General features: G+C 75.2%; 19 protein-coding genes. 9 read left to right on the plus strand and 10 right to left on the minus strand.

All coding sequences use genetic code 11. The features are described from left to right. Window positions 1-28 precede the first annotated feature (28 nt). The 3 genes from F6X51_RS08265 to F6X51_RS08275 all read right to left on the minus strand — a co-directional run bounded on the left by F6X51_RS08265 (window position 29) and on the right by F6X51_RS08275 (window position 3,067). Window positions 29-802 carry a DeoR/GlpR family DNA-binding transcription regulator gene (locus F6X51_RS08265; RefSeq protein WP_150962884.1) on the minus strand — a complete coding sequence of 258 codons (774 nt, stop codon included), beginning with the start codon at window positions 800-802 and terminating at the stop codon, window positions 29-31. A 257-nt stretch (window positions 803-1,059) separates the two neighbouring features. After that, the gene (locus F6X51_RS08270) at window positions 1,060-1,839 is read right to left on the minus strand and encodes a Crp/Fnr family transcriptional regulator (protein WP_150962752.1); all 780 of its coding nucleotides are present in this window, start codon (window positions 1,837-1,839) and stop codon (window positions 1,060-1,062) included. Window positions 1,840-2,068: 229 nt separating this feature from the next. Next, window positions 2,069-3,067 carry a ribokinase gene (locus tag F6X51_RS08275; protein WP_150962753.1) on the minus strand — a complete coding sequence of 333 codons (999 nt, stop codon included), beginning with the start codon at window positions 3,065-3,067 and terminating at the stop codon, window positions 2,069-2,071. Window positions 3,068-3,161: 94 nt separating this feature from the next. On the opposite strand from F6X51_RS08275, the gene F6X51_RS08280 reads away from it, so the two are divergent. Next, window positions 3,162-3,935 carry a GntR family transcriptional regulator gene (locus F6X51_RS08280; protein ID WP_246696686.1) on the plus strand — a complete coding sequence of 258 codons (774 nt, stop codon included), beginning with the start codon at window positions 3,162-3,164 and terminating at the stop codon, window positions 3,933-3,935. 72 nt (window positions 3,936-4,007) lie between these two features. Here the strand turns inward: F6X51_RS08280 and F6X51_RS08285 are convergent, their stop codons facing one another. Both F6X51_RS08285 and F6X51_RS08290 read right to left on the minus strand, forming a co-directional pair. Beyond that, window positions 4,008-5,144 carry a carboxylate-amine ligase gene (locus F6X51_RS08285; RefSeq protein ID WP_150962754.1) on the minus strand — a complete coding sequence of 379 codons (1,137 nt, stop codon included), beginning with the start codon at window positions 5,142-5,144 and terminating at the stop codon, window positions 4,008-4,010. 138 nt (window positions 5,145-5,282) lie between these two features. Continuing rightward, window positions 5,283-6,149, minus strand: coding sequence for a LysR family transcriptional regulator (locus F6X51_RS08290; RefSeq protein WP_150962755.1), 867 nt, complete (start codon window positions 6,147-6,149; stop codon window positions 5,283-5,285). 101 nt (window positions 6,150-6,250) lie between these two features. Here F6X51_RS08290 and F6X51_RS08295 point away from each other — a divergent pair, with 101 nt between their 5' ends. After that, window positions 6,251-6,832 (plus strand): DUF4865 family protein, encoded by a 582-nt coding sequence (locus tag F6X51_RS08295; protein ID WP_150962756.1) that lies wholly within the window; start codon window positions 6,251-6,253, stop codon window positions 6,830-6,832. A 4-nt stretch (window positions 6,833-6,836) separates the two neighbouring features. After that, window positions 6,837-7,232 (plus strand): tautomerase family protein, encoded by a 396-nt coding sequence (locus F6X51_RS08300; RefSeq protein ID WP_150962757.1) that lies wholly within the window; start codon window positions 6,837-6,839, stop codon window positions 7,230-7,232. A 21-nt stretch (window positions 7,233-7,253) separates the two neighbouring features. On the opposite strand, the gene F6X51_RS28870 is transcribed toward F6X51_RS08300, so the two are convergent. Together F6X51_RS28870 and pdxR are read right to left on the minus strand one after the other, a co-directional pair. Then, a complete protein-coding gene (locus F6X51_RS28870) occupies window positions 7,254-7,382 on the minus strand; it encodes a rhodanese-like domain-containing protein (protein WP_281407634.1) in 129 nt (42 codons plus the stop codon). A 150-nt stretch (window positions 7,383-7,532) separates the two neighbouring features. Then, window positions 7,533-9,122 carry a MocR-like pyridoxine biosynthesis transcription factor PdxR gene (gene pdxR, locus F6X51_RS08305; RefSeq protein ID WP_150962758.1) on the minus strand — a complete coding sequence of 530 codons (1,590 nt, stop codon included), beginning with the start codon at window positions 9,120-9,122 and terminating at the stop codon, window positions 7,533-7,535. 112 nt (window positions 9,123-9,234) lie between these two features. Here pdxR and F6X51_RS28335 point away from each other — a divergent pair, with 112 nt between their 5' ends. The 4 genes from F6X51_RS28335 to F6X51_RS27765 all read left to right on the plus strand — a co-directional run bounded on the left by F6X51_RS28335 (window position 9,235) and on the right by F6X51_RS27765 (window position 11,495). Continuing rightward, the gene (locus tag F6X51_RS28335) at window positions 9,235-9,888 is read left to right on the plus strand and encodes an FMN-binding negative transcriptional regulator (protein ID WP_150962759.1); all 654 of its coding nucleotides are present in this window, start codon (window positions 9,235-9,237) and stop codon (window positions 9,886-9,888) included. Beyond that, window positions 9,885-10,589: a GNAT family N-acetyltransferase gene (locus tag F6X51_RS28340; protein WP_150962760.1), complete on the plus strand. Its 705-nt coding sequence runs from the start codon at window positions 9,885-9,887 to the stop codon at window positions 10,587-10,589. Before F6X51_RS28335 ends, F6X51_RS28340 begins: the two co-directional genes overlap by 4 nt. A gap of 367 nt (window positions 10,590-10,956) precedes the next feature. Further along, window positions 10,957-11,202 carry a hypothetical protein gene (locus F6X51_RS08320; protein ID WP_150962761.1) on the plus strand — a complete coding sequence of 82 codons (246 nt, stop codon included), beginning with the start codon at window positions 10,957-10,959 and terminating at the stop codon, window positions 11,200-11,202. 125 nt (window positions 11,203-11,327) lie between these two features. Next, window positions 11,328-11,495, plus strand: coding sequence for a hypothetical protein (locus F6X51_RS27765; protein WP_191970040.1), 168 nt, complete (start codon window positions 11,328-11,330; stop codon window positions 11,493-11,495). A gap of 248 nt (window positions 11,496-11,743) precedes the next feature. Here F6X51_RS27765 and F6X51_RS08325 read toward each other — a convergent pair whose 3' ends face one another. Further along, window positions 11,744-12,124, minus strand: coding sequence for an energy transducer TonB (locus F6X51_RS08325; protein WP_150962762.1), 381 nt, complete (start codon window positions 12,122-12,124; stop codon window positions 11,744-11,746). A gap of 244 nt (window positions 12,125-12,368) precedes the next feature. Here F6X51_RS08325 and F6X51_RS08330 point away from each other — a divergent pair, with 244 nt between their 5' ends. Beyond that, window positions 12,369-13,445 carry an extracellular solute-binding protein gene (locus F6X51_RS08330; protein WP_150962763.1) on the plus strand — a complete coding sequence of 359 codons (1,077 nt, stop codon included), beginning with the start codon at window positions 12,369-12,371 and terminating at the stop codon, window positions 13,443-13,445. Between the two features lie 32 nt (window positions 13,446-13,477). Here the strand turns inward: F6X51_RS08330 and F6X51_RS08335 are convergent, their stop codons facing one another. Next, window positions 13,478-13,828 carry a hypothetical protein gene (locus tag F6X51_RS08335; protein ID WP_150962764.1) on the minus strand — a complete coding sequence of 117 codons (351 nt, stop codon included), beginning with the start codon at window positions 13,826-13,828 and terminating at the stop codon, window positions 13,478-13,480. Window positions 13,829-13,948: 120 nt separating this feature from the next. Beyond that, window positions 13,949-14,125: a hypothetical protein gene (locus F6X51_RS27770; protein WP_191970041.1), complete on the minus strand. Its 177-nt coding sequence runs from the start codon at window positions 14,123-14,125 to the stop codon at window positions 13,949-13,951. Between the two features lie 458 nt (window positions 14,126-14,583). Between F6X51_RS27770 and F6X51_RS08340 the strand changes: the two genes are divergently transcribed. Beyond that, a complete protein-coding gene (locus tag F6X51_RS08340; protein ID WP_150962765.1) occupies window positions 14,584-19,449 on the plus strand; it encodes an NAD-glutamate dehydrogenase in 4,866 nt (1,621 codons plus the stop codon). The last annotated feature ends 10 nt before the right edge of the window (window positions 19,450-19,459 follow it).

Consider the following 19,459-nt stretch of genomic DNA (forward strand, 5'->3'; position numbering starts at 1 on the left):
AAGAGAAAATCAGAACTTTCGGTATCGCTCAGTCCCGGGCGTCGGCGATCGCCAGCCCGACCCCGTGGCGCTCCATCAGGGCGGCGATCTCCGGGGGCGGGGGCCGGTCGGTGAAGAAGGTGTCGATCTGCGCGATGCGGCCGACCTGCACCATCGGGCGGCGGGTGAACTTGGTGTGGTCGGCCACCAGGAAGGTCCTGCGGGCCTGGGCCAGGATGGTCTGGGTCGCCCGCACCTCCTCGTAATCGTAGTCGAGCAGCGCCCCGTCGGCGTCGATGCCGCTGGTGCCGATCACCGCGACGTCGACCCGGAACTGGCTGAGCGTGTCGCAGGTGAGCTGCCCCAGCACGGCGCCGTCCCGGTTGCGCACGGTGCCGCCGGCCACGACGATGCGGAACTCGGTGGCCTCGGCCAGGGAGATCGCGACGTTGAGGTTGTTGGTGATGACGCTGAGGTCGTCGTGCCGCATCAGCTCCCGCGCCACCGCCTCCGGGGTGGTGCCGATGTTGATGAAGACCGAGCAGTGGGAGGGGATGTGGCGGGCGGCGAGGCGCCCGATCCGGGTCTTCTCCGCCGAGAGGGTGATGCGGCGGTCGGCGTAGTCGATGTTCTCGACGCTGGAGGGCAGGCCGCCCCCGCCCCGGTAGCGCTCGAGCCGCCCCTCCGCGCTGAGCTCGTTCAGGTCGCGCCGGATGGTCTGCACGGTGACGCCGAACTGGCTCGCCAGCGCCTCGATGGTGACGAAGCCGCGCTGGCGCACCGCCGCCACGATGGCTGAGCGGCGCGCCTCGACGCCCGTCATCTCGGTCCGGTCGGGGGGACGTGTCACGGCGGGGGGCCTCGGCGGTCGGAGCGGGGGGCGTCGCAATCCGGGAGGATAGGGCGGGCGCGGCCCGATGGCAGCGCCCCGTTTCGCTTTCGAAAGCGTTCTCCCCGCCAAACCGCGCCAGGATCCCGCGCCAGGATCCCGTGCCAGGATCCCGTGCCCTGCCCCGCGGCGGGGCGGCAATGCACGATCCTGCCGGTCGCGGCCCCGGGGGAGCGGGGCGGGCCCCGGCCTCAGGCCGCGGGCGGCGTCAGGTGCAGGTAGGCCGGGTTGAAATCGGCGAAGACGCGCAGCCGCGCCGGATCCTCGATCGTCAGGATCTTGTCCCGGAAGATGATCAGGCCGGTGTCGCGCAATTCCTGGGCGACCCGGTTCATGTGCACGAGGGAGATCCCCAGGGTGTCGGCGAGGTCCTCCCAGGTCAGGGGCAGGCGGTAGCGCGTCTCGCTCGCGAGCCCCACCGCCTGCAGGCGCGCCTGCAATTCGCAGATCAGGTGGGCGAAGCGCTTGCCCGCCGGGCGGGTGCCGAGGCCGACGATCCATTCCCGCGCGGTGCTGGCCTCGGTCAGGAGCGCCCAGGTGAGCGCCCGGGCGATGCGGGGATGCTCGAGCTTCAGCCGCTCCAGGGCCGGGGCCCCGATCGCCGCGACGAGGCAGCCCGTCAGCGTCGCGACGCCGTAATCGGCGCCCCCCAGGATGCTCGCCTGCGGATCGTAGAGGTCGCCCGGCAGGAGCAGGGCGGTGATCTGGCGCTTGCCGTCGCGGCCCTGCCGGTAATGGCAGGCGAAGCCCTCGACGATGGCGTAGCCGGTGCGCGGGCGGTCGGCCTCCTGGACCAGGACCGAGCGGGCCGGGACCCGCTCGAACGTGCTCACGGCCGCCGCGAGGGCCGCCCGGTCGCAGGGGCCGAGGGCGGCGGCGTGCTCGAGCCGCATCAGCAGCACGCTGGGCATCGCGCCGTCCTGCGCGCCCATGAACCGTCCCGCCATCCTCGGATCGGAAATGCCGATCATGACACCCTCGCACAGGTCAGAGCCGCCGTTCGCCGCGCATCGCCCCGGGACCGGTCGACGCACCCGTTCGAGATCGGGTCTGAGGGCACCGTGGTGCCAGGGATTTTTTTGGATACTTTATGGCACTTTATTCGCAAGCCGCGACGGCGTAAAGGCTTATCCGACGGCCATTGAACAGAATTTGTGTCATCAGCAGCGGGGATCGGATGGGGGAGGCGGCCAGGTTCGGTCAGGGCGGGGCGAGGGGAGCCGCCGCCGCCAGGAAGGCCTCGACCGCCGCCCGGTCGGGCAGGGCGTCGAAGACGCCGAGCCGCATCGCCACGAGGGCGCCGCAGGCCGCGCCCCAGCGCATCGCCTCCGCGAGGCCGCGCCCTTCGGACAGGCTCACGGCGAGCCCCGCCGCGAAGGCGTCGCCCGCCCCCAGCGTGTCGACGGCCGCGACCGGGAAGGCCGCCTGATGCCGGGGTGCCGAGCCGGCCGGGTAGGCCGTGGCGCCGCCGGCCCCGCGGGTGATCACCACGAGGTCGGGGCCCCGCGCCCGCAGGGCCGCCGCGAGGGCGGCCTCGTCCGCCCCGGACCGGTCGAGCGCGGCGGCGAGGAGCCGCGCCTCGCTCGCATTCACCACGAGGATCGCGGTGTCGCGCAGGATCCCGGCCTCGATCGGGCGGAACGGCGAGGGGTTGAGCAGGGTGGGCCGGCCGGCCGCCCGGGCGAGCCGGAAGGCCTCGGCGATGGCCGCGTCCCCGACCTCGAACTGCGCCAGGACGAGGTCGGCCGCCGCGAGCCCCTCCGCGGCCCCGCGGATGCTGGCCGCGTCGAGCAGCCGGTTGGCCCCGAGGAAGACCGCGAGGCAGTTCTCGCCGTCATCCTGCGTGAAGCCGATGCCCGCCCCCGTCTGCGCCTCGAAGCGGCGCAGCATGCCGGGCGGCAGCCCGGCCCGGCGCAGGGCGGGCTCGGCCAGGGCGGCCAGGGGATCGCTGCCGACCGCGATGAGGCCGTCGACCGCGGCCCCGAGGCGGCGCGCCGCGACCGCGAGGTTGAGGCCCTTGCCGCCGGCCTCGAAGGTGTAGGCGGAGGCCTCGAGGGACTGGCCGGGCTCGGGCAGGCGCCCCACCCGCATGGCGCTCGCGGCGATGAAGCTCGCCAGCACGAACAGCCGGGGCAGGGCGGCCTCCGGCGAACGGCTTCCGGGCAACAGGATCTCGGGCGACGGGGTGTCGGGCGGCATCGGCTGGCTCCCTGGCCCCCGGCCGGGCGGCGGGTTCCGGTCCCGTCCGCGGCCGGATCCGGAACCCGCGCGCGGATCGCCAGGGGCCCTCAGGATGGCCTCTGAGCCCACCGGGCCGCAACAGCCGAGCCTCGCGAGCCTGCTGCGCCTGCGCACCGACACGGCGCAGCCGATGTACCAGCAGCTCGAGGCGCAGATCCGGCAATTGATCGGCGACGGGGTGCTGGCGGCGGGCGCGACCCTGCCGGCGGAGCGCGTGCTGGCGGACGCCCTCGGCATCAGCCGCACCACGGTGAAGCGCTGCTACGGGACCCTGCGCGACCAGGCCCTCCTCAGCGCCCACGGGCGGCTCGGCTTCGTGGTCGAGGGCCGGACCAAGCCCCTCAATCCCGGCATGGACCGGCTCAAGGGCTTCACCGAGGAGATGCGGGAGCTCGGCAAGGTGCCGTCCTCGGACATCCTGGAGCGGGTGGCGGGCCCGGACCGGGCCATCGCCTCCGTGTTCGGGGCGCCCTCGAACACGCCGTTCCTGAAGCTCGTCCGGGTGCGCCGGGGCGACGGCATCCCCCTGTCCCACGAGATGGCGTGGTACGACCTCGGCGCCGCCCCGGGCCTTGCCGGGGCCGACCTGACGGGCTCCCTCTACGCCGCCCTCGCCCGGGAGGGCGTGGCCCTGACCCATTGCGAGCAGACCATCGAGGCGGCCTTCCCGACCGCCGAGGAATGCACCCTGTTCGGCTTCGACGCCCCGGTCCCCTGCCTCCTGATCAAGCGCCGCTCCTACGCGGGCACGGGCCGGATGATCGAGTACGTCGAGGGGCTCTTCCGCGGCGACAGCTACGCCTACCGCCTGTCCCTGCGGACCTGACCGGGCCGGCGGGGCGGGGGCCCCCTTGGCGAGACGGGGGTCCCCTTGGCGAGACGGGGGCCCGCGATGGCATCAGGGGGCCCCGGCGGTTTCCCGCGCGAGGCCGTCGACGACCTCGGCCAGGGCCGCCGCCTCGCCCCGGCCGAGGGCCGCCTCGTAGCGGGCGACCTGGCGGTCGGCGCTCGACCCCTCGGCCACGATGGCGCGCGCCCGCTCGCATTCGGGCCGGCAGCCGAGGGCGTCGGCATCCGCCTCGACGAGGCCGAGGATCGCCTCGATCCCCTCGGCCAGCGGCACGGCCCGCGCCGCCGCCGCGTCGATCAGCTCCGCCCGGACGCCGTCGCGCTCGGCCCGCCACAGGTTCTCCATGACAAAGCCCCGCGAGGCCCCGGTCATGCGCGCGTTGAGGTCGGGCCGGCGCTCGAGCAGGCGCACCAGGCAGCGGTAGAGCGCGGCGACCGCCAGGGTGTCGTCGAGGCGGGTGCAGCTGTCGGCGATGCGCAGCTCCAGGGTCGGGTACTTGAGGGAGGGCCGGACGTGCCACCACAGGAAGCTCGCATCCGCGATGGCGCCGGCCCGGGTCATCACGTCGACGTAGCGCCCGTAATCGGCCGCGTCGTCGAAGAGCTCGGGCAGCCCCGTGCGCGGCAGTTCCGCGTAGGCCCGCAGGCGGTAGCCCATCAGGCCGGTGCGCCGCCCCTGCCAGAAGGGCGAGGCGGTGGAGAGGGCCAGCAGCGCGGGCAGGAACGGCATCAGCCGGTTGGCGATGTCGATCCGGGCCTCCGGGCGCGGCACCTCCACGTGGACGTGCAGGCCGCACACGACGGTGCGCTGCCCGATCATGCGCAGGTCGTCCATGATGCCCCGGTAGCGGGCGGCCTCGGTGCCCGCCTGGTTCGCCCAGGTCGCGGTCGGGTGGGTGCCGGCGGCGAAGACCAGGAGATCGTGGCGGGCGGCGAGGTCCGCGAGCCCGGTGCGCAGGCCCTGCAGCCGCGCCCGCGCCTCCGCGAAGCGCCCGGAGGGCGGCGTGCAGATCTCGATCTGGCTCTGCAGCAGCTCGCGGCTGACGGAATCGAGCCCCGCCTGCGCCGCCTCGTGGAAGGCCTCCACGGTCTCGCGCGGGGTGCCCCGCGTGCCCGCATCGGCGAGAAAGAACTCCTCCTCGATCCCGAACTTGTAGGTGTCCGCCTCAGCCCCGGTGCCGGCCATCCCGTCCCCCTCGCCCGCCGTCCCGGACGGAAAGGGATTTTCCGGTCGGCGGCACCCCGTGAGGCTACGGGTTCCCGGGCGATCGACAACCCCTGGCTGTAAAATGATGCGGCGCAGAACCCCTCGGCGCAGAAGCCCTCAGCGCAGGATCGCGGAGCGGAAGGCGCTGCCGACGACGCGCAGGGCCTCCCGCGCCCGGGCATCGGCGAGGCGCGTGCGCAGGACCACCCGCGAGGGCGGCAGCGCGGGCAGGCCCAGTTCCGCCCCGACCTCGACCGCGCCCGCCGGCGCCACCCGCCCGGCGAGCGCCGCCACCCCGAGCCCCGCGCTGATCGCGGCGCCGACCGCCAGGACGCCGCCGCCGACGAACACCTCCGTCCAGGGGATCCCGGCCGCGTCGAGGGCCCGGGTCGCCACCGCCCGCACGCCGCAGGGCGCCGCCAGGGTCGCGAGGCGCAGGGGCTCGCCCGGGCGCCGGCGCCAGGTCGGGGCCGCGAACCAGCCGACGCGCTCCTCGGCGAGCAGGCGCCCGTCCCGGCGCTCGCCCTCGCGCCGGACGATCACGGCGTCGATCTCGCCCCGCTCGAAGGCCGCCGCGAGGTCCCGCGAGGGGGCGATCCGCACCTCGATCACAAGGCCCGGATCCGTGGCCGCGAGGCGGGCGACGAGGCCGGGCAGTTCGGGCCCGGCGACGTGGTCGCTGATCCCCAGAACGAGGCGCCCCGGCGGGGCCGGGACGATCCCGCGGAGCGCCCGCTCATGCGCCTCCAGGAGGTCGCGGGCGGGCGCCAGGAAGCGCTCCCCCTCGGGCGACAGGCGCACGTGCCGGGGCGTCCGCTCGAGCAGGCGGCAGCCGAGCCGGTCCTCGAGCCGCTTCAGCTTCAGGCTGATCGCCGCCTGCGAGGTGTCGAGGGTCTCGGCGGCGCGGGTGAAGCTGCCGAGGTCGGCCACCAGCACGAAGGCCTGCACGGTGTCGAGGTCGATGGCCCGCAGCGGCACCGTCATAACGAAGTCTCATCTCAGATATAAACGGCCATATGTTTTCTTAATCTCTCCGGGCTGGCAAGCCCGTCCCCGCCGCGATCGGCGCGGCGAGGGGACAGGACATGCTGGCCATGCAGTACCGGCACCGGCTGCCGGCGGATTACCCAATGGCGCGCATCCGGGGGCGCGTCGCCGAGCGGGGGCCCGCCTGGGACGAGACCCCCGGCCTCGGCTTCAAGGCCTTCGTGCTGCGCGAGCGCGGACGGCTCGGGGCGGAGGAGAACGCCTACGCCTCGCTCTACCTGTGGCGGGAAGCGGGGGCCGCCCTCGACTTCCTCACCGACGCGCGCTTCGCGAGCGTGGTCGAGACCTTCGGGCGGCCCCGGATCGACAGCTGGCTCGCCCTCGACGCCCGGGCGGCCCAAGCGGGCCCCGCCCGCACCCTGATCCGCGAGGCGGTCCCGGTCGCGCCCGGCACCGGCCTCGGGGCCCTGCGGGCGGCGGAGGCCGAGCGCAACCGCGCCGCCCTCGCCCGGGAGGGTCGCCTCGCCGCGATCTCGGCCCTCGATACCGGGACCTGGCGCCTCCTGCGCCTCACCCTCTCGGCCGAGCCGCCGGCCCGGTCGGAACAGGCGAACGCCTACGAGATCCTGCACCTCGCCCGGCCCGGCTGGGCCGCCCTCGCCACCCGCGACCCGGAGTGACCCGATGCCCCTGACCCGCCTGTCGCTCCGCGCCGGCAAGCCCGCCGCCTACCACGCCGCCCTGATGGACGGGGTCTACGAGGCCATGCGCGAGACCTTCGGGGTGCCGGAGGACGACCGCTTCATGATGATCCACGAGCACGGGGCGGGCGCCTTCGCGTACGGGGCCGCGTATCTCGGCATCCCCCGCAGCGACGACCTCGTGATCATCCAGATCACCTGCAACGACACCCGCACGGCGGCGCAGAAACGGGCCCTCTACCGGGCCATCGCGGCGCGGCTCTCGGCCGATCCCGGCCTGCGCCCGGAGGACGTCTTCATCAACCTCGTGGAGGTGAAGCCCGAGAACTGGTCCTTCGGGCACGGCCGGGCCCAGTACGCGGAGCCGGAGGGGTCCTGATCGGGGGCCGTCCGGGCGGTTCTAGGGCGCGCGGGCGAAGCCCTCGTGGCGCCAGCCCGCCACCCCGCCGAGCATCCGCTTCACGGGCCGCCCGCAGCGGGCGAGGCGGAGGGCCGCCTTGTCGGCGGCGTTGCAAGGGGGCCGGCGCAAGAGACCACGGACAGGGTGTCCCCGGGCCAGGCCGCCAGGCGCGCGGGCGCGGTCTCCCGGTCGGGCAGGCTGAGGGCGCCCGGCAGGTGCGCCCGCGCGAAGGCGGCGGGGCCGCGCAGGTCGAGGCGCACGAAGTCGGGGGCGCCCCCCTCACGGGCGCGCCCGCAGCACCTCAGCGAGGCGCCGCACCGCCGGCGCGATCGCCCGCTCGGGCAGGGCCGCGTAGCCGAGGAGCAGGCCGGGCTCGGCCGCCGACGCATCCGCGAAATAGGGGGAGAGGGCCGCCACCGTCAGGCCGGCGCGGGCGCAGGCCGCGGCCGCGCCGACGTCGTCGAAGGGGGCACCGAACCCGGGGTCGGGCCGGGCCACGAGGTGGAGGCCCCCGTCGAGGGGCGGGATCGCCAGGGTCCCGGCGAGGTGGCGGCCGGCCGCCTCCACCAGGGCGGCCTGCCGGGCGGCGTAGAGCTTGCGCGTCCGCCGCAGGTGGCTCGCGAAGTGCCCCTCGGCGATGAAGCGGGCGAGCGCCCCCTGGCCGAGGGCCGAGGCCGCGACGCCGGCGCGGCGCAGGGCGCGCTGCACCGGCTCGATCAGGGAGGGGGGCAGCACGAGGTAGCTCAGCTGCAGGGCCGGCAGCAGCACCTTCGAGACGCTGCCGACATAGATGACGCGCCCGTTCCGGTCGAGGGCGCTGAGGGGCGCCACCGGACGGCCGGTGTAGCGGTAGGCGCCGTCGTAATCGTCCTCGACGATCCAGCCCCCCGCCGCCTCCGCCCAGGCCAGCAGCGCGAGGCGGTTCTCCAGGCTCATCACGGTGCCGAGGGGATAATGCTGCGCGGGGGTCACCACGGCGAGCCGGGCCCCGGGGGCGAGGGCCCGCGCCCGCGCGGCGGAGAAGCCCTGCGGGCCGATCGGGACCGGCACGATGCGCAGGCCCGCCCCCCGGAGCGCCCGGGCGATGCCGGGGAAGCCCGGCTCCTCCACGAGGGCCGCCTCGCCCGGGTCGAGCAGGAGCTCGGCCAGGAGGCGCAGGCTCTGGCGGATGCTCGCGGTCAGGATCACGGCCTGCGCGCTGCAGGGCACCCCGCGCCCGGCCGCCAGATAGGCCGCCACCGCCGCGCGCAGGCGCGGATCCCCGAGGGCGTGGGCCTGCGCCGAGGCGCCGTCGCGCCACTCGGCCGCGAGGAGTTTCGCCCAGGTCTCGAACGGGAAGACGTCGAGGGCCGGCCGGCCGAGCGCGAAGGCGTCGGGGGTCGCGCCGTCCGGGAGGCCGGGATCCCCGGCATGGCCCTCCGCCTCGCCGGCCGCGAGCCGGGCGCCGCGCCGCGACAGGACCGGCGCGGCGTCGGCGGGGGTCCGGGCGGGGTCCGGGGCGGGCGGCCCGGCCGTGAGGTCGTCCGGCAGCGACGCGGCCACCCGCGTGCCGGAGCCGGGGCGGGCCGCGAGGTAGCCCTCGGCGGCGAGCTGCTCCAGGGCGAGCAGCACGGTGCCGCGGGCGCAGCCGAGATCGGCCGCGAGCACGCGGGACGCGGGCAGGCGCGCCCCGGGGGCGAGCCGCCCGGCCAGGATCGCGCCGCGCAGGGCCTCCCGCAGCTGCGCGTGCAGGGGCTGTGGCGCGGCCGGATCGAGGCCGAGCTGCAGCGGCAGCTCGGCGCGGGCGGGGACCTGGGAGCGAGCCCGGGAGCGAGCCTGGGAGCGAGCCTGGGAGGGGGCCCGGGAGCGAGGGCGGGAGCGGGTGCTCATGGGGTCCGTCACGGCGGAAGTGGTCCAGTCGGATGCGGGAAAATGGACCTTCCGGATGGGCCGCCTTTCGTCAAGGTGCGGGCTCCACCCGCAGCCCCGAGCCGAGGCCCCCGTGTACCAGCCCCCCCATTTCCGCGAGGACGACCGCGCCCCCCAGCACGCGCTGATCCGCACCCATCCCCTCGGGCTCCTGATCAGCGCGGGCGCGGGCGGGCTGATGGCGAACCCGCTGCCCTTCCTGCTCGACGCCGACGGGGACGGTCCCGGCACGCTGCGGGCGCATCTCGCCCGCGCCAACGCGCAGTGGCGCGACCTCGACGGGCTCGCCGAGTGCCTCGTGGTGTTCCAGGGCCCCCAGGCCTACGTGACGCCCTCCTGGTACGCGACCAAGCGCGAGACCGGCAAAGTGGTGCCGACCTGGAACTACGCCACCGTCCAGGCCTGGGGCCGGCCGCGCCTCGTCGAGGATCCGGCCTGGCTGCGCCGGCAGATCGACGACCTCACCCGGGCTCAGGAGGCGGGGCGGGCCGCGCCCTGGTCGGTGGCGGACGCGCCGCCCGCCTTCACGGCCGCGCAGCTGCGCGGCATCGTGGGGATCGAGATCGCGCTCACCCGGCTCGCCGGAAAGTGGAAGGTGAGCCAGAACCGGCCCGAGGCGGACCGGGCCGGCGTGGTGGCGGGCCTGACGCGGGAGGCCGGGGCGGACGACCCGATGGCCCGCCTCGTCGCGGCGCGGGGCGGCCGGGCCGCCGGGACGGCGTCGTGAGCGCGCGCGTCAATGCCGCGGGCCAGCCGATCGGCCCCGCCCTGCCGGGCTGGACGCCGCGGCCGCGGCCGCCGCGCGCTTCCATGCAGGGCCGCCTCTGCCGGATCGTGCCCCTCGACCCCGACCGCCACGCCGCCGACCTCTACGCGGCCCTGAGCCCGGACCCGGCGCGCTGGACCTACCTGCCCGCCGAGCCCCCCGCGAGCGCGGCCGCCTACCGCGACCGCCTCGCCGGGATCGCGGCGAGCACGGACCCGCTGCACCACGCCATCCTCGACGCCGCGGGCGACCGCGCGCTCGGGCTCGCCGCCTACCTGCGGATCGAGCCGGCCCACGGGGTGATCGAGGTCGGGCACATCCATTTCGGGCCGGACCTCGCGGGCCGGGCCGCCGGCACCGAGGCGATGGCCCTGATGATGGCCCGCGCCTTCGACGAGCTCGGCTACCGGCGCTACGAGTGGAAGTGCGACAGCCTGAACGCGCCCTCGCGCGCCGCGGCTCTGCGCTACGGCTTCACCCACGAGGGCGTCTTCCGCCATGCCGTCGTGACCAAGGGGCGCTCGCGCGACACGGCGTGGTTCTCGGTCACCGACGCCGAGTGGCCGCGCCTGCGCCAGGCCTTCGCGGCCTGGCTCGACCCCGGCAATTTCGACGCGGCCGGGCGCCAGCGCCGGTCCCTTCCGGAGTTCCGCGGCGCCTGAGCCGGCCGCGCCCGGCCGGAACCCCGACCCCGGCCCCTCGGCCTGTCCGGATTCCGGCAGGGCGGGGGGCGAAGCCTGTTGCAGCCTCGCCACGCTCGGGGGCCTCCGGCGAGGGGGCCGGGGCACCCCTTGACCGACGATTCACCCGTCCGGCCCGGGACCCTTCCGAACGAAGCGCGATCGATCGCCCCGGGCGATCGGCGTCACAATCGGACGCGCCGCGTCTCGGCACGTCGCCATCACGGCAAGGCACGACCCGGCCTTGATCCGGCGAAACCTGCGCGCCCCGCGGAGACGCGTGCGCGGGATCGGCTGCCCGACCTCCCGGGGCCGGCCCCCGCCGCAATCGAGGGCCCGGAGCGGGAACTTGGCCGGCACCGCCGGGTTGCTGCGCCGCCCGATCACGGCGGACTCCCTCCGGGTCTCCCTCCGCTCCGGCCGGAACGGCGTCTCCGGGACGAGGCCGACGGGGGATTCGCGGGCCATGCCGATCTGCCCGACGATCGTCTGGGCGAGGCGCAGCGCGATCGCCGGGACGCGGCGCTCGTCCCCCCGGCGGCTCCGAGCCGGGCGCATCCTGCAGGACGGGGCCGGCTACGCGCTCACGGACTGATGCGGTCGCAATCCGGCGCTAGACATGCTTTCAGTGCATAGATGATGTGTGGGATGTGGTATGCCAATCCGCGTTGTGCAGTGCCATATCGGCCTCATCGCAATCGCCCACCGGGACATTCTCCGATGATCACCCTGTCCGTCGCCGCCCTGATCGCCGTTTCCGCCCTCAACGTCTCCCTGGTCGCCTTCGTGGCCGACCGCCTGACCCCCGCCGCGGGCGCCCCCGTCTCGGCAGGCGCGCCGATCGCCGTCAACGAGAACAGCCCGGTCCGGGCCAGGGCCGCCGCGTAATCCGCGGCCGGGCCGGTCACTCCGGCCCCGCCGGGCCGATCTTGCCGGCCCCGATCTTGCCGGCCCCCGATCTTGCCGACCCCCGATCTTGCCGGCCCTCAATCCTGCCGGCCCCTGATCCGACGATCCGACCGACGCGCCGCGGAGCCATCCGGGGCGCGTTCTCTCATTCCCGGCATCCCGGTTCGCGCCGCGCCGCAGCAGAGCCCTCGGGGCCTGGCTCGGACGTCCTCGCGAGGCGCCGGCCGTCACGGCCTGCGCGCGAGCCGCAGGGGGAAGCTGAGCTCGGTGATGCCGGCCCGGGTCAGGAGCGCGGGCGGCGGCGGGGTGAAGGGGCTCGCGGACCGCGCGGCAGCGAGCGCCCGCGCGTCGAGGTCGGGGGAGCCCGAACTGCGCTCGACGAAGACCCGGTTCACGAAGCCGTCCGCCGCGACCTGCACCCGGATCGTCACGGTGCCGCGGGCCTTCGCGCCGGACGGGTCGCTCCGGGCGCGGTCCGCCTTGTCGATCCGGGTGACGAGGTCCGAGAGCCAGCCCTGCACGTCCGGGGTGGCCTGCGCCCGCGCCGCCCCCGGGCCGAGGAGGGCGGCGCAGAGGCCGAGCGAGCGGACGAGCGTGCGAAGCGGCATCGCGGCACCATGATGATCGTCCCCCCGGCCCGGGACGCTACGGCCACTTCCTGAAGGAACCTAGCACCCGCCCCGATCCCCGGTGTGCCAGGGCACCCGCGCGGCGCGGGTGCGGCGCGGGACCGGCGCCCGCGCGGCGCGGCAGCGGTGCCCGGGGCCGGTTTCGCCGGCGCCGGGATTTCTGCTAGCCAGACCGGGATTGGATCGAGCGCCCGCGCGGCCGGATCCGCGCGGGGAACGCTCGATGGACGGCGGCGGGACGGGGGGATCTTGGCGGCGCCGGACCCTGCGCGCCTTCGCCCGGGCCGGCCTGGCTTTGGCCGCCATCGTCATTTTGACGGCCGCGGCCGGCGGCGCGGCGGCCGGCGAGCGCATCCCGATCACCATCTACACGGCGATCGAGAACGAGCAGATCGCCGCGATCGACGCGGGCCTGCGCCGCGCCGTGCCGGAGGTCGAGCCCCTGTGGACGCGGGGCTCGACGGGGGTGATCACCGACCGGCTGCTCGCCGAGGCGGCGCAGCCGCAGGCCGACCTCGTCTTCGGGCTCGCGGCCTCGAGCCTGACCCTCCTCAAGCAGGCGGGGCTGCTCGCCGCCTACGAGCCCCCCGGCGCCGGGGGCCTGCGCTCGCTCTTCCGGGACCCGACGCCGCCCCATGCCTGGACCGGGATGGATGCCTATCTCGGGGCGATCTGCTTCAACGCCGGGCGGGCCGCCGCGGCGGGGCTGCTGCCGCCGCAGCTCTGGCGGGAATTGCTGGCCCCCGGCCTGAAGGGGCAGATCGCGATGCCGAACCCCAACCTCTCGGGCACGGGCTTCCTGCTCGTGGCCGGCTGGCTGCAGAGCATGGGGGAGGCGGGCGGCTGGGCCTACATGGATGCCCTCGACCAGAACGTCTCGGCCTATCTCCCCTCGGGCTCCGCCCCCTGCTACGCCGCCGCCCGCGGGGAGGTGATCGCGGGCCTCTCCTTCGACATGCGGGCCGCCACCGAGAAGGCGAACGGGGCGCCGATCGACATCATCGTGCCGGTGGACGGCGTCGGCTGGGAGCAGGAGGCCGTCGCGATCCTGGGGAGCACGCGCCACCGCGCGCTCGCCCAGCGGATCGTCGACTGGGCGGCCTCGCGGGAGGCCAACGAGATCTACGCCCGCAGCTTCGCGGTCGTCGCCGACCCGGACGTCTCGAACCCGCACTCGATCTACCCGCCCCACGCGGAGGCCCGGATGATCCGCAACGACCTCGCCTGGGGGGCGGCCAACCGCGCCCGCATCCTGCGCGAGTGGACCCGGCGCTACGGCGCCAAGGCCCGCCCGGGCTGAGGCATTGCGAGGGCCTCAGGCTGAGGGGCGCCTCACGGGCCGATCACCTTCGGGCCGGGCTTCTCCTGGCCGATCTCCTGTCGGCCAACCGCCTCCTGGCCGATCTCCGGATCCGTCGCCGCGACGTCGCGCAGGCCCGCCCAGGCCTTCCACTGCTCCCAGGCCTCGCCGAGGGCCGCCGCCGCGGCCTCCCGCGCGGGCGAGACCCCGCCGCGGCGGAAGGGCAGCGCGCCGATGTCGAGGCTCATGCCCCAGCCCCATTGCTCGGCCGGCGGCGGGTCCGGGCAGATGCAGTCGATCCGCCCGACGATCAGGGCCCCGCTCGTCGCGAAATAGGTCTCCCGCGGGTGGTCCTGCAGACGCGTGTAGACGAGCTCGGCCATGCTCCTCCCTCTCCGCAGGCGGGCGGGCGGCGGCGCGCGCCCACGGCGCGCAATGCGGGTCCGGGGCAGGTCCGGGATGGATCCGGGCGGGGGCCGGCGCCGCGTCGAGGCGGTCGCGGCCTAGGCGCGCGGGGACGGCTTCCGCGAGGCGCGCGCCATCTCGATCAGCTCGGGCGTCGTCAGGCAATGGACCGAAGGGTGGAACCCGTCGATCCGCGCCCCGGCGATCATCATGCCGCCGCGCAGGATCTTGATGTCGCGCCGAAACCAAGCCGTCGCCAGACGAACGACCCCCACCACACCAGCCATCATTGCCCCCCCGCAAATCAGCCCCCCGACGCTAGCCGCATCGGAACTACTCCGGAAGATTTCGCCGATCCTGCGTACGATCCCAGACAAACCGCCGGGCCGGAGCCCGAACCAGAGCCGGCGCCTTGACGGCGGGGGCCGTGGCGGCGGGCGCCGTGACGGCCGGGCGGCCCTGTCACCCAAAAGCCGGCCTCCGGGACGCGGGCGGGGGGCGCGGGCTTTCCCCCCACCCTCGAATCTGTTCTCTGATCGGCATCCCCGCGGCCCGGGCTCCGGACCGCGGGGCGTCATGTGCGGACGTGACGCCGGAGGGATCGCCGCGCGCGGGCGGAGACCGCGCCCCCCGTCGGGGATCGTCGGCGGCTCGGCGTCGGCGTTCCGTCACGAAGTTCTGCGAGGCCGGGGCATCCGGCGGGCCGGCAGGCACGCGCGACAGGAGATCGGCGATGACGGTTGAAGCGGCGACGGCCCTGACCTCCACGGAGGGGAAAGCGGCGCGCACGGGCCTGATCGAGGCCGCGGCCGCCCTGGTCGAGGGGCAGGGGCAGCCCGGGGGCTTCGTGCGCGACCTGTTCGGGCGCGTGCTGCCCGAGGATCTCGCCCCCTACGCCCCCGAGACCCTGGCGGAGCTCGCGGTCGCGGCGCGGCGCTACCTCTCGGCCCCGCGCGGCCTCCACGCGGAGGCGGCCCTGCGGCTGCGGGACGTCTCCGCCGAGGGCGCCGGGCCCGGGGGGCGCGCCCGCGACCTGACGATCCTCGAGGTCATCAACGACAACCGGCCCTTCCTCCTCGACTCGACCCTGGCGGAACTGGCCAACCAGGGCCTGACGCCCCTCCTCGTGGCGCATCCGATCTTCGGGGTGGAGCGCGACGGGGCCGGCGCGCTCACCCGGGTCGTCGGCGAGACGACGGCCGACGCCCAGGGCGCCTTCCGGCGCGAGAGCTTCATCCACATCCACCTCGACCGCCTCGACGAGGCGGAGGCGCGCCAGCGCCTCACCGAGGGGCTGACCCGCGTCTACACCGACGTCGCCGTCGCGACCGACGACGGGGAGGACATGCTCGGGCTCCTCGACGCCATCATCGAGGCCTACCGGGGCGCGCCGCCGCCCCTGCCCGGATCGGAGGCGCGCGAGGCGCTGGCCTTCCTCGAATGGCTGCGCGACGGCCACTTCACCCTGCTGGGGATGCGCGCGCACGGCCTCGACGGGCAGTCGCACCCGGTCGTCGGCGACACCGCCCTCGGCCTCCTGCGCGACCCGAAGGTGGAGGTGCTCCGCCTCGGGCGCAGCTTCGTCGACATGACGCCGGAGATCGCCGCCTTCCTGCAGGGGCCGCAGGCGCTCATCGTCACCAAGGCGAGCGCGCGCTCCCGCGTGCACCGGCCGACCCATCTCGACTACATCGAGGTCAAGCTCTACACCGCGGCCGGCGCCCTCTCGGGCGAGATGCGCATCGTCGGCTTGTTCGCCGCCACCGCCTATTCGAGCCCGGCCCGCGAGGTGCCCTATCTCCGCGGCAAGGTCGCGGAGGTGGCCGACCGCGCCGGCCTCGACCCGACGAGCCATGCCGGCCGCACCCTGATCGACGTGCTGGAGACCTACCCGCGCGACGACCTCTTCCAGATCGACGTCGACCGGCTCCACCGTTTCGCCCTGGCGATCATGAACCTCGCCGACCGGCCGCGCATCCGCGTGCTGTCGCGGCCCGACCGGTTCGGCCGCTTCGTCTCGCTCCTCGTCTACGTGCCGAAGGACCGCTACGATTCGGCCGTGCGGGCCCGGATCGGCGCCTACCTCGCCGAGGAGTACGGCGGGCGCCCCTCGGCCGCCTACCCGGCCTTCCCCGAGGGGCCGCTGGCGCGCACCCACTACATCGTCGGCTTCGCCGGCAAGGGCACGCGGGAGCGCGACCCCGCCGCCCTCGAGGCCGGCGTCGCCCGCATCGTCCGGACCTGGGGCGACGGCCTGCGCGAGGCGCTCTCCGCGACGCTTCCGGGCCAGGCCGCCCGGGCGCTGGCGGGGCGCTACGCGGACGCCTTCTCGGTGAGCTACCGGGAGAACTTCACCCCCGAGGCGGCGGTGCGCGACATCGCCATCCTGGAGCGCCTGAGCGAGGCCGCCCCCCGGGCCGTCGACCTCGAGCGGCGCGACACCGACCCGGAGGCGCAGGTGCGCCTCAAGGTCTTCTCCCGGGGCGCCGCGCTGCCGCTCTCCGAGCGCGTCCCGGCGCTGGAGAATCTCGGCTTCCGCGTCATCAACGAGCGCACCTACCGGATCGAGCACGGGGCCGGCGAGGCCCGGATCTGGCTGCACGACATGCTGCTGGAGCGCGCCACCGGGGCGGCCATCGACCTCGCCCGGGCCGAGAAGCCCCTCGAGGCGGCGCTCCTCGCCCTGTCGGAGGGCCGGGCCGAGTCCGACGGCTACAACCGCCTCGTCCTCGAGGCCGGGCTCGACTGGCGCGACACCGCCCTGATGCGGGGGCTCGGCCGCTACCTGCGCCAGCTGCGCATCCGCTACGGCCAGGACTACCTCGCCGCGACCCTGAGCCGCCACGGGGCGCTCGCGGCCCGCATCGCCGCCCTGTTCCGGGCCCGCTTCGATCCGGCCGCCGAGGGCGACCGCGCGGCGGCGCAAGGCGCGATCCGGGCCGAGATCGAGACCGCGCTGGCGCAGGTGACGAGCCTCGACGAGGACCGGATCCTGCGGCGCTTCGTGAACCTCGTCGAGGCGGCGATCCGCACGAACTTCTACCAGCGCGACCCGGACGGGCAGCCGCGCGAGACCATCGCGTTCAAGTTCGCCTGCGCCCAGGTCTCCGGCATGCCGCTGCCGCGGCCCTTCTTCGAGATCTTCGTCTATTCCCCCCGCGTCGAGGGCCTGCACCTGCGCTACGGCTACGTCGCCCGCGGCGGCCTGCGCTGGTCCGACCGGCCGGAGGATTTCCGCACCGAGATCCTCGGCCTCGTGAAGGCCCAGCAGGTCAAGAACGCCGTCATCGTTCCGGTCGGCGCCAAGGGCGGCTTCTTCCCCAAGCGCCTGCCCCCGGCCTCCGAGCGCGCCGCCTGGCTCGCGGAGGGCACCGAGAGCTACAGGATCTTCATCCGGACGCTGCTCGAGCTCACCGACAACATCGTGGGCGACGCGATCGTGCCCCCGCCCGACACCGTCCGGCACGATGCCGACGACGCCTACCTGGTGGTGGCGGCCGACAAGGGCACGGCGACCTTCTCGGACATCGCCAACGGCCTCTCCCTCGAGAAGGGCCACTGGCTCGGGGACGCCTTCGCGTCGGGGGGCAGCCAGGGCTACGACCACAAGGGCATGGGCATCACCGCGCGGGGCGCCTGGGAGGCGGTGAAGCGGCATTTCCGCGAGATCGACGTCGACGTGCAGCGCGACCCCGTCACGGTGGCGGGCGTCGGCGACATGTCGGGGGACGTGTTCGGCAACGGCATGCTGCTGTCGCGCAGCCTCAGGCTGGTGGCGGCCTTCGACCACCGCGACATCTTCCTCGACCCCGACCCCGATCCGGCCGCGGGCTTCGCCGAGCGCCAGCGCCTGTTCGGCCTCGGCCGCTCGAGCTGGGGCGACTACGACACGGGCCTGATCTCGCGGGGCGGCGGCGTGTTCTCGCGCAGCCTCAAGACGATCCCGCTCTCCCCCGAGATCCGGGCGGCGCTGGGCGTCACCGCCGCGCAGGCGAGCCCGGCCGAGGTGATGCAGGCGATCCTGCGCGCCCCTGTCGACCTGCTCTGGTTCGGCGGCATCGGCACCTACGTGCGGGCCGCCGCCGAGAGCGACGAGGAGGCGGGCGACCGCGCCAACGACGCGGTGCGCATCACCGGCGCGATGCTGCGCGCCAAGGTCGTGGGGGAGGGCGCCAATCTCGGCCTGACCCAGCGCGGGCGCATCGAGGCCGCCCGCGCCGGCGTGCGCCTCAACACCGACGCCATCGACAACTCGGCGGGCGTCAACACCTCCGACGTCGAGGTGAACATCAAGATCGCCCTGATGATCCCGGAGCGCGACGGGCGCCTCGGGCCCGAGGCGCGCAACGCGCTCCTGGTCTCGATGACCGACGAGGTGGCGGGCCTCGTCCTGCGCAACAACGAGCTCCAGACCCTCGCCCTGTCCCTGGCGCTGCGCCGCGGCACCGCCGAGACGGGCTTCGCCGTGCGGGTGATGCAGGCGCTGGAGGCGGAGGGCCGCCTCGACCGGGCGGTCGAGTACCTGCCGGACGACGCGACCCTCGGCGAGCGCCTGCGCCGGGGCGAGGGCCTGACCCGGCCCGAATACGCGGTGCTCATCGCCTACGCCAAGCTCTCGCTCTACGACGCCATCCTGGCGAGCCCGGTGCCGGACGATCCCTATTTCGACCGGGAATTGCAGCGCTACTTCCCGCAGGCCCTCAAGCGCCAGTTCCCGGACGCCGTGAGGGGGCACCGCCTGCGCCGGGAGATCATCGCCACGGCCCTCTCGAACATCATCGTCAACCGGGGCGGGCCGACCCTCGTCACCCGGCTGATGGACGAGACGGGGGCGGACGCCGCCACCATCGCCAAGGCCTACGCGGTGACCCGCGACGCCTTCGGGCTGATGGAGCTGAACCAGGCCATCGACGCCCTCGACGCGGCGACGCCGGACCGGCGCATGCCCGGCCAGGAGCAGCTCGGCCTCTACGCCGAGGTGCAGGACCTGCTGCAGAACCGCATCGTCTGGTTCATCCGCAACCTCGACCTCGGCGGCGGCATCGCCCCCGTGGTCGCCCGCTACCGCGAGGGCATCGCGGCGGTGCTGGAGGCGCTGCCGCGCATCCTCGACCCGGAGGCCGCGGCGGCGATCGAGGCGCGCCGCGCCGCCCTCGTGGGCCAGGGCATGGACGAGGAGGCGGCCCGGCGCTTCGCCTCCCTCAAGGCGCTGATCTCGGCCCCCGACATCGTGCGGGTCGCCGAGACCGACGGCCACTCGGTGCCCGAGATCGCCGCGACCCACTTCGCCATCGAGCACGCCTTCCGGCTCGACGACCTCGCGGCCGAGGCCCGCAAGGTGCCGGTGACGGACACCTTCGACCACGTCGCCCTGGAGCGGGCGGTGGCGGGCATCTCGAGCGCCCATCGCGGCCTGACCGCCGAGGTGGTGGGGGATGTCGGCGCCGGCGCCGAGGCGGTCGAGGCCTGGAGCGCCGCGCGGGGCCCCGCCCTCGCGCGCATCCGGGGCGCCGTCGAGGCCATCGCGGCCTCGGGCCTCACGGTCTCGAAGGCCGTCGTCGCCTCGAGCCTGCTGGCGGACCTGGCGCGCCGCCCCTGAGGGGCCCGGG

Origin of the sequence: Methylobacterium planeticum, from assembly GCF_008806345.1 — a bacterium.
Taxonomy (GTDB): Bacteria; Pseudomonadota; Alphaproteobacteria; order Rhizobiales; family Beijerinckiaceae; genus Methylobacterium; species Methylobacterium planeticum.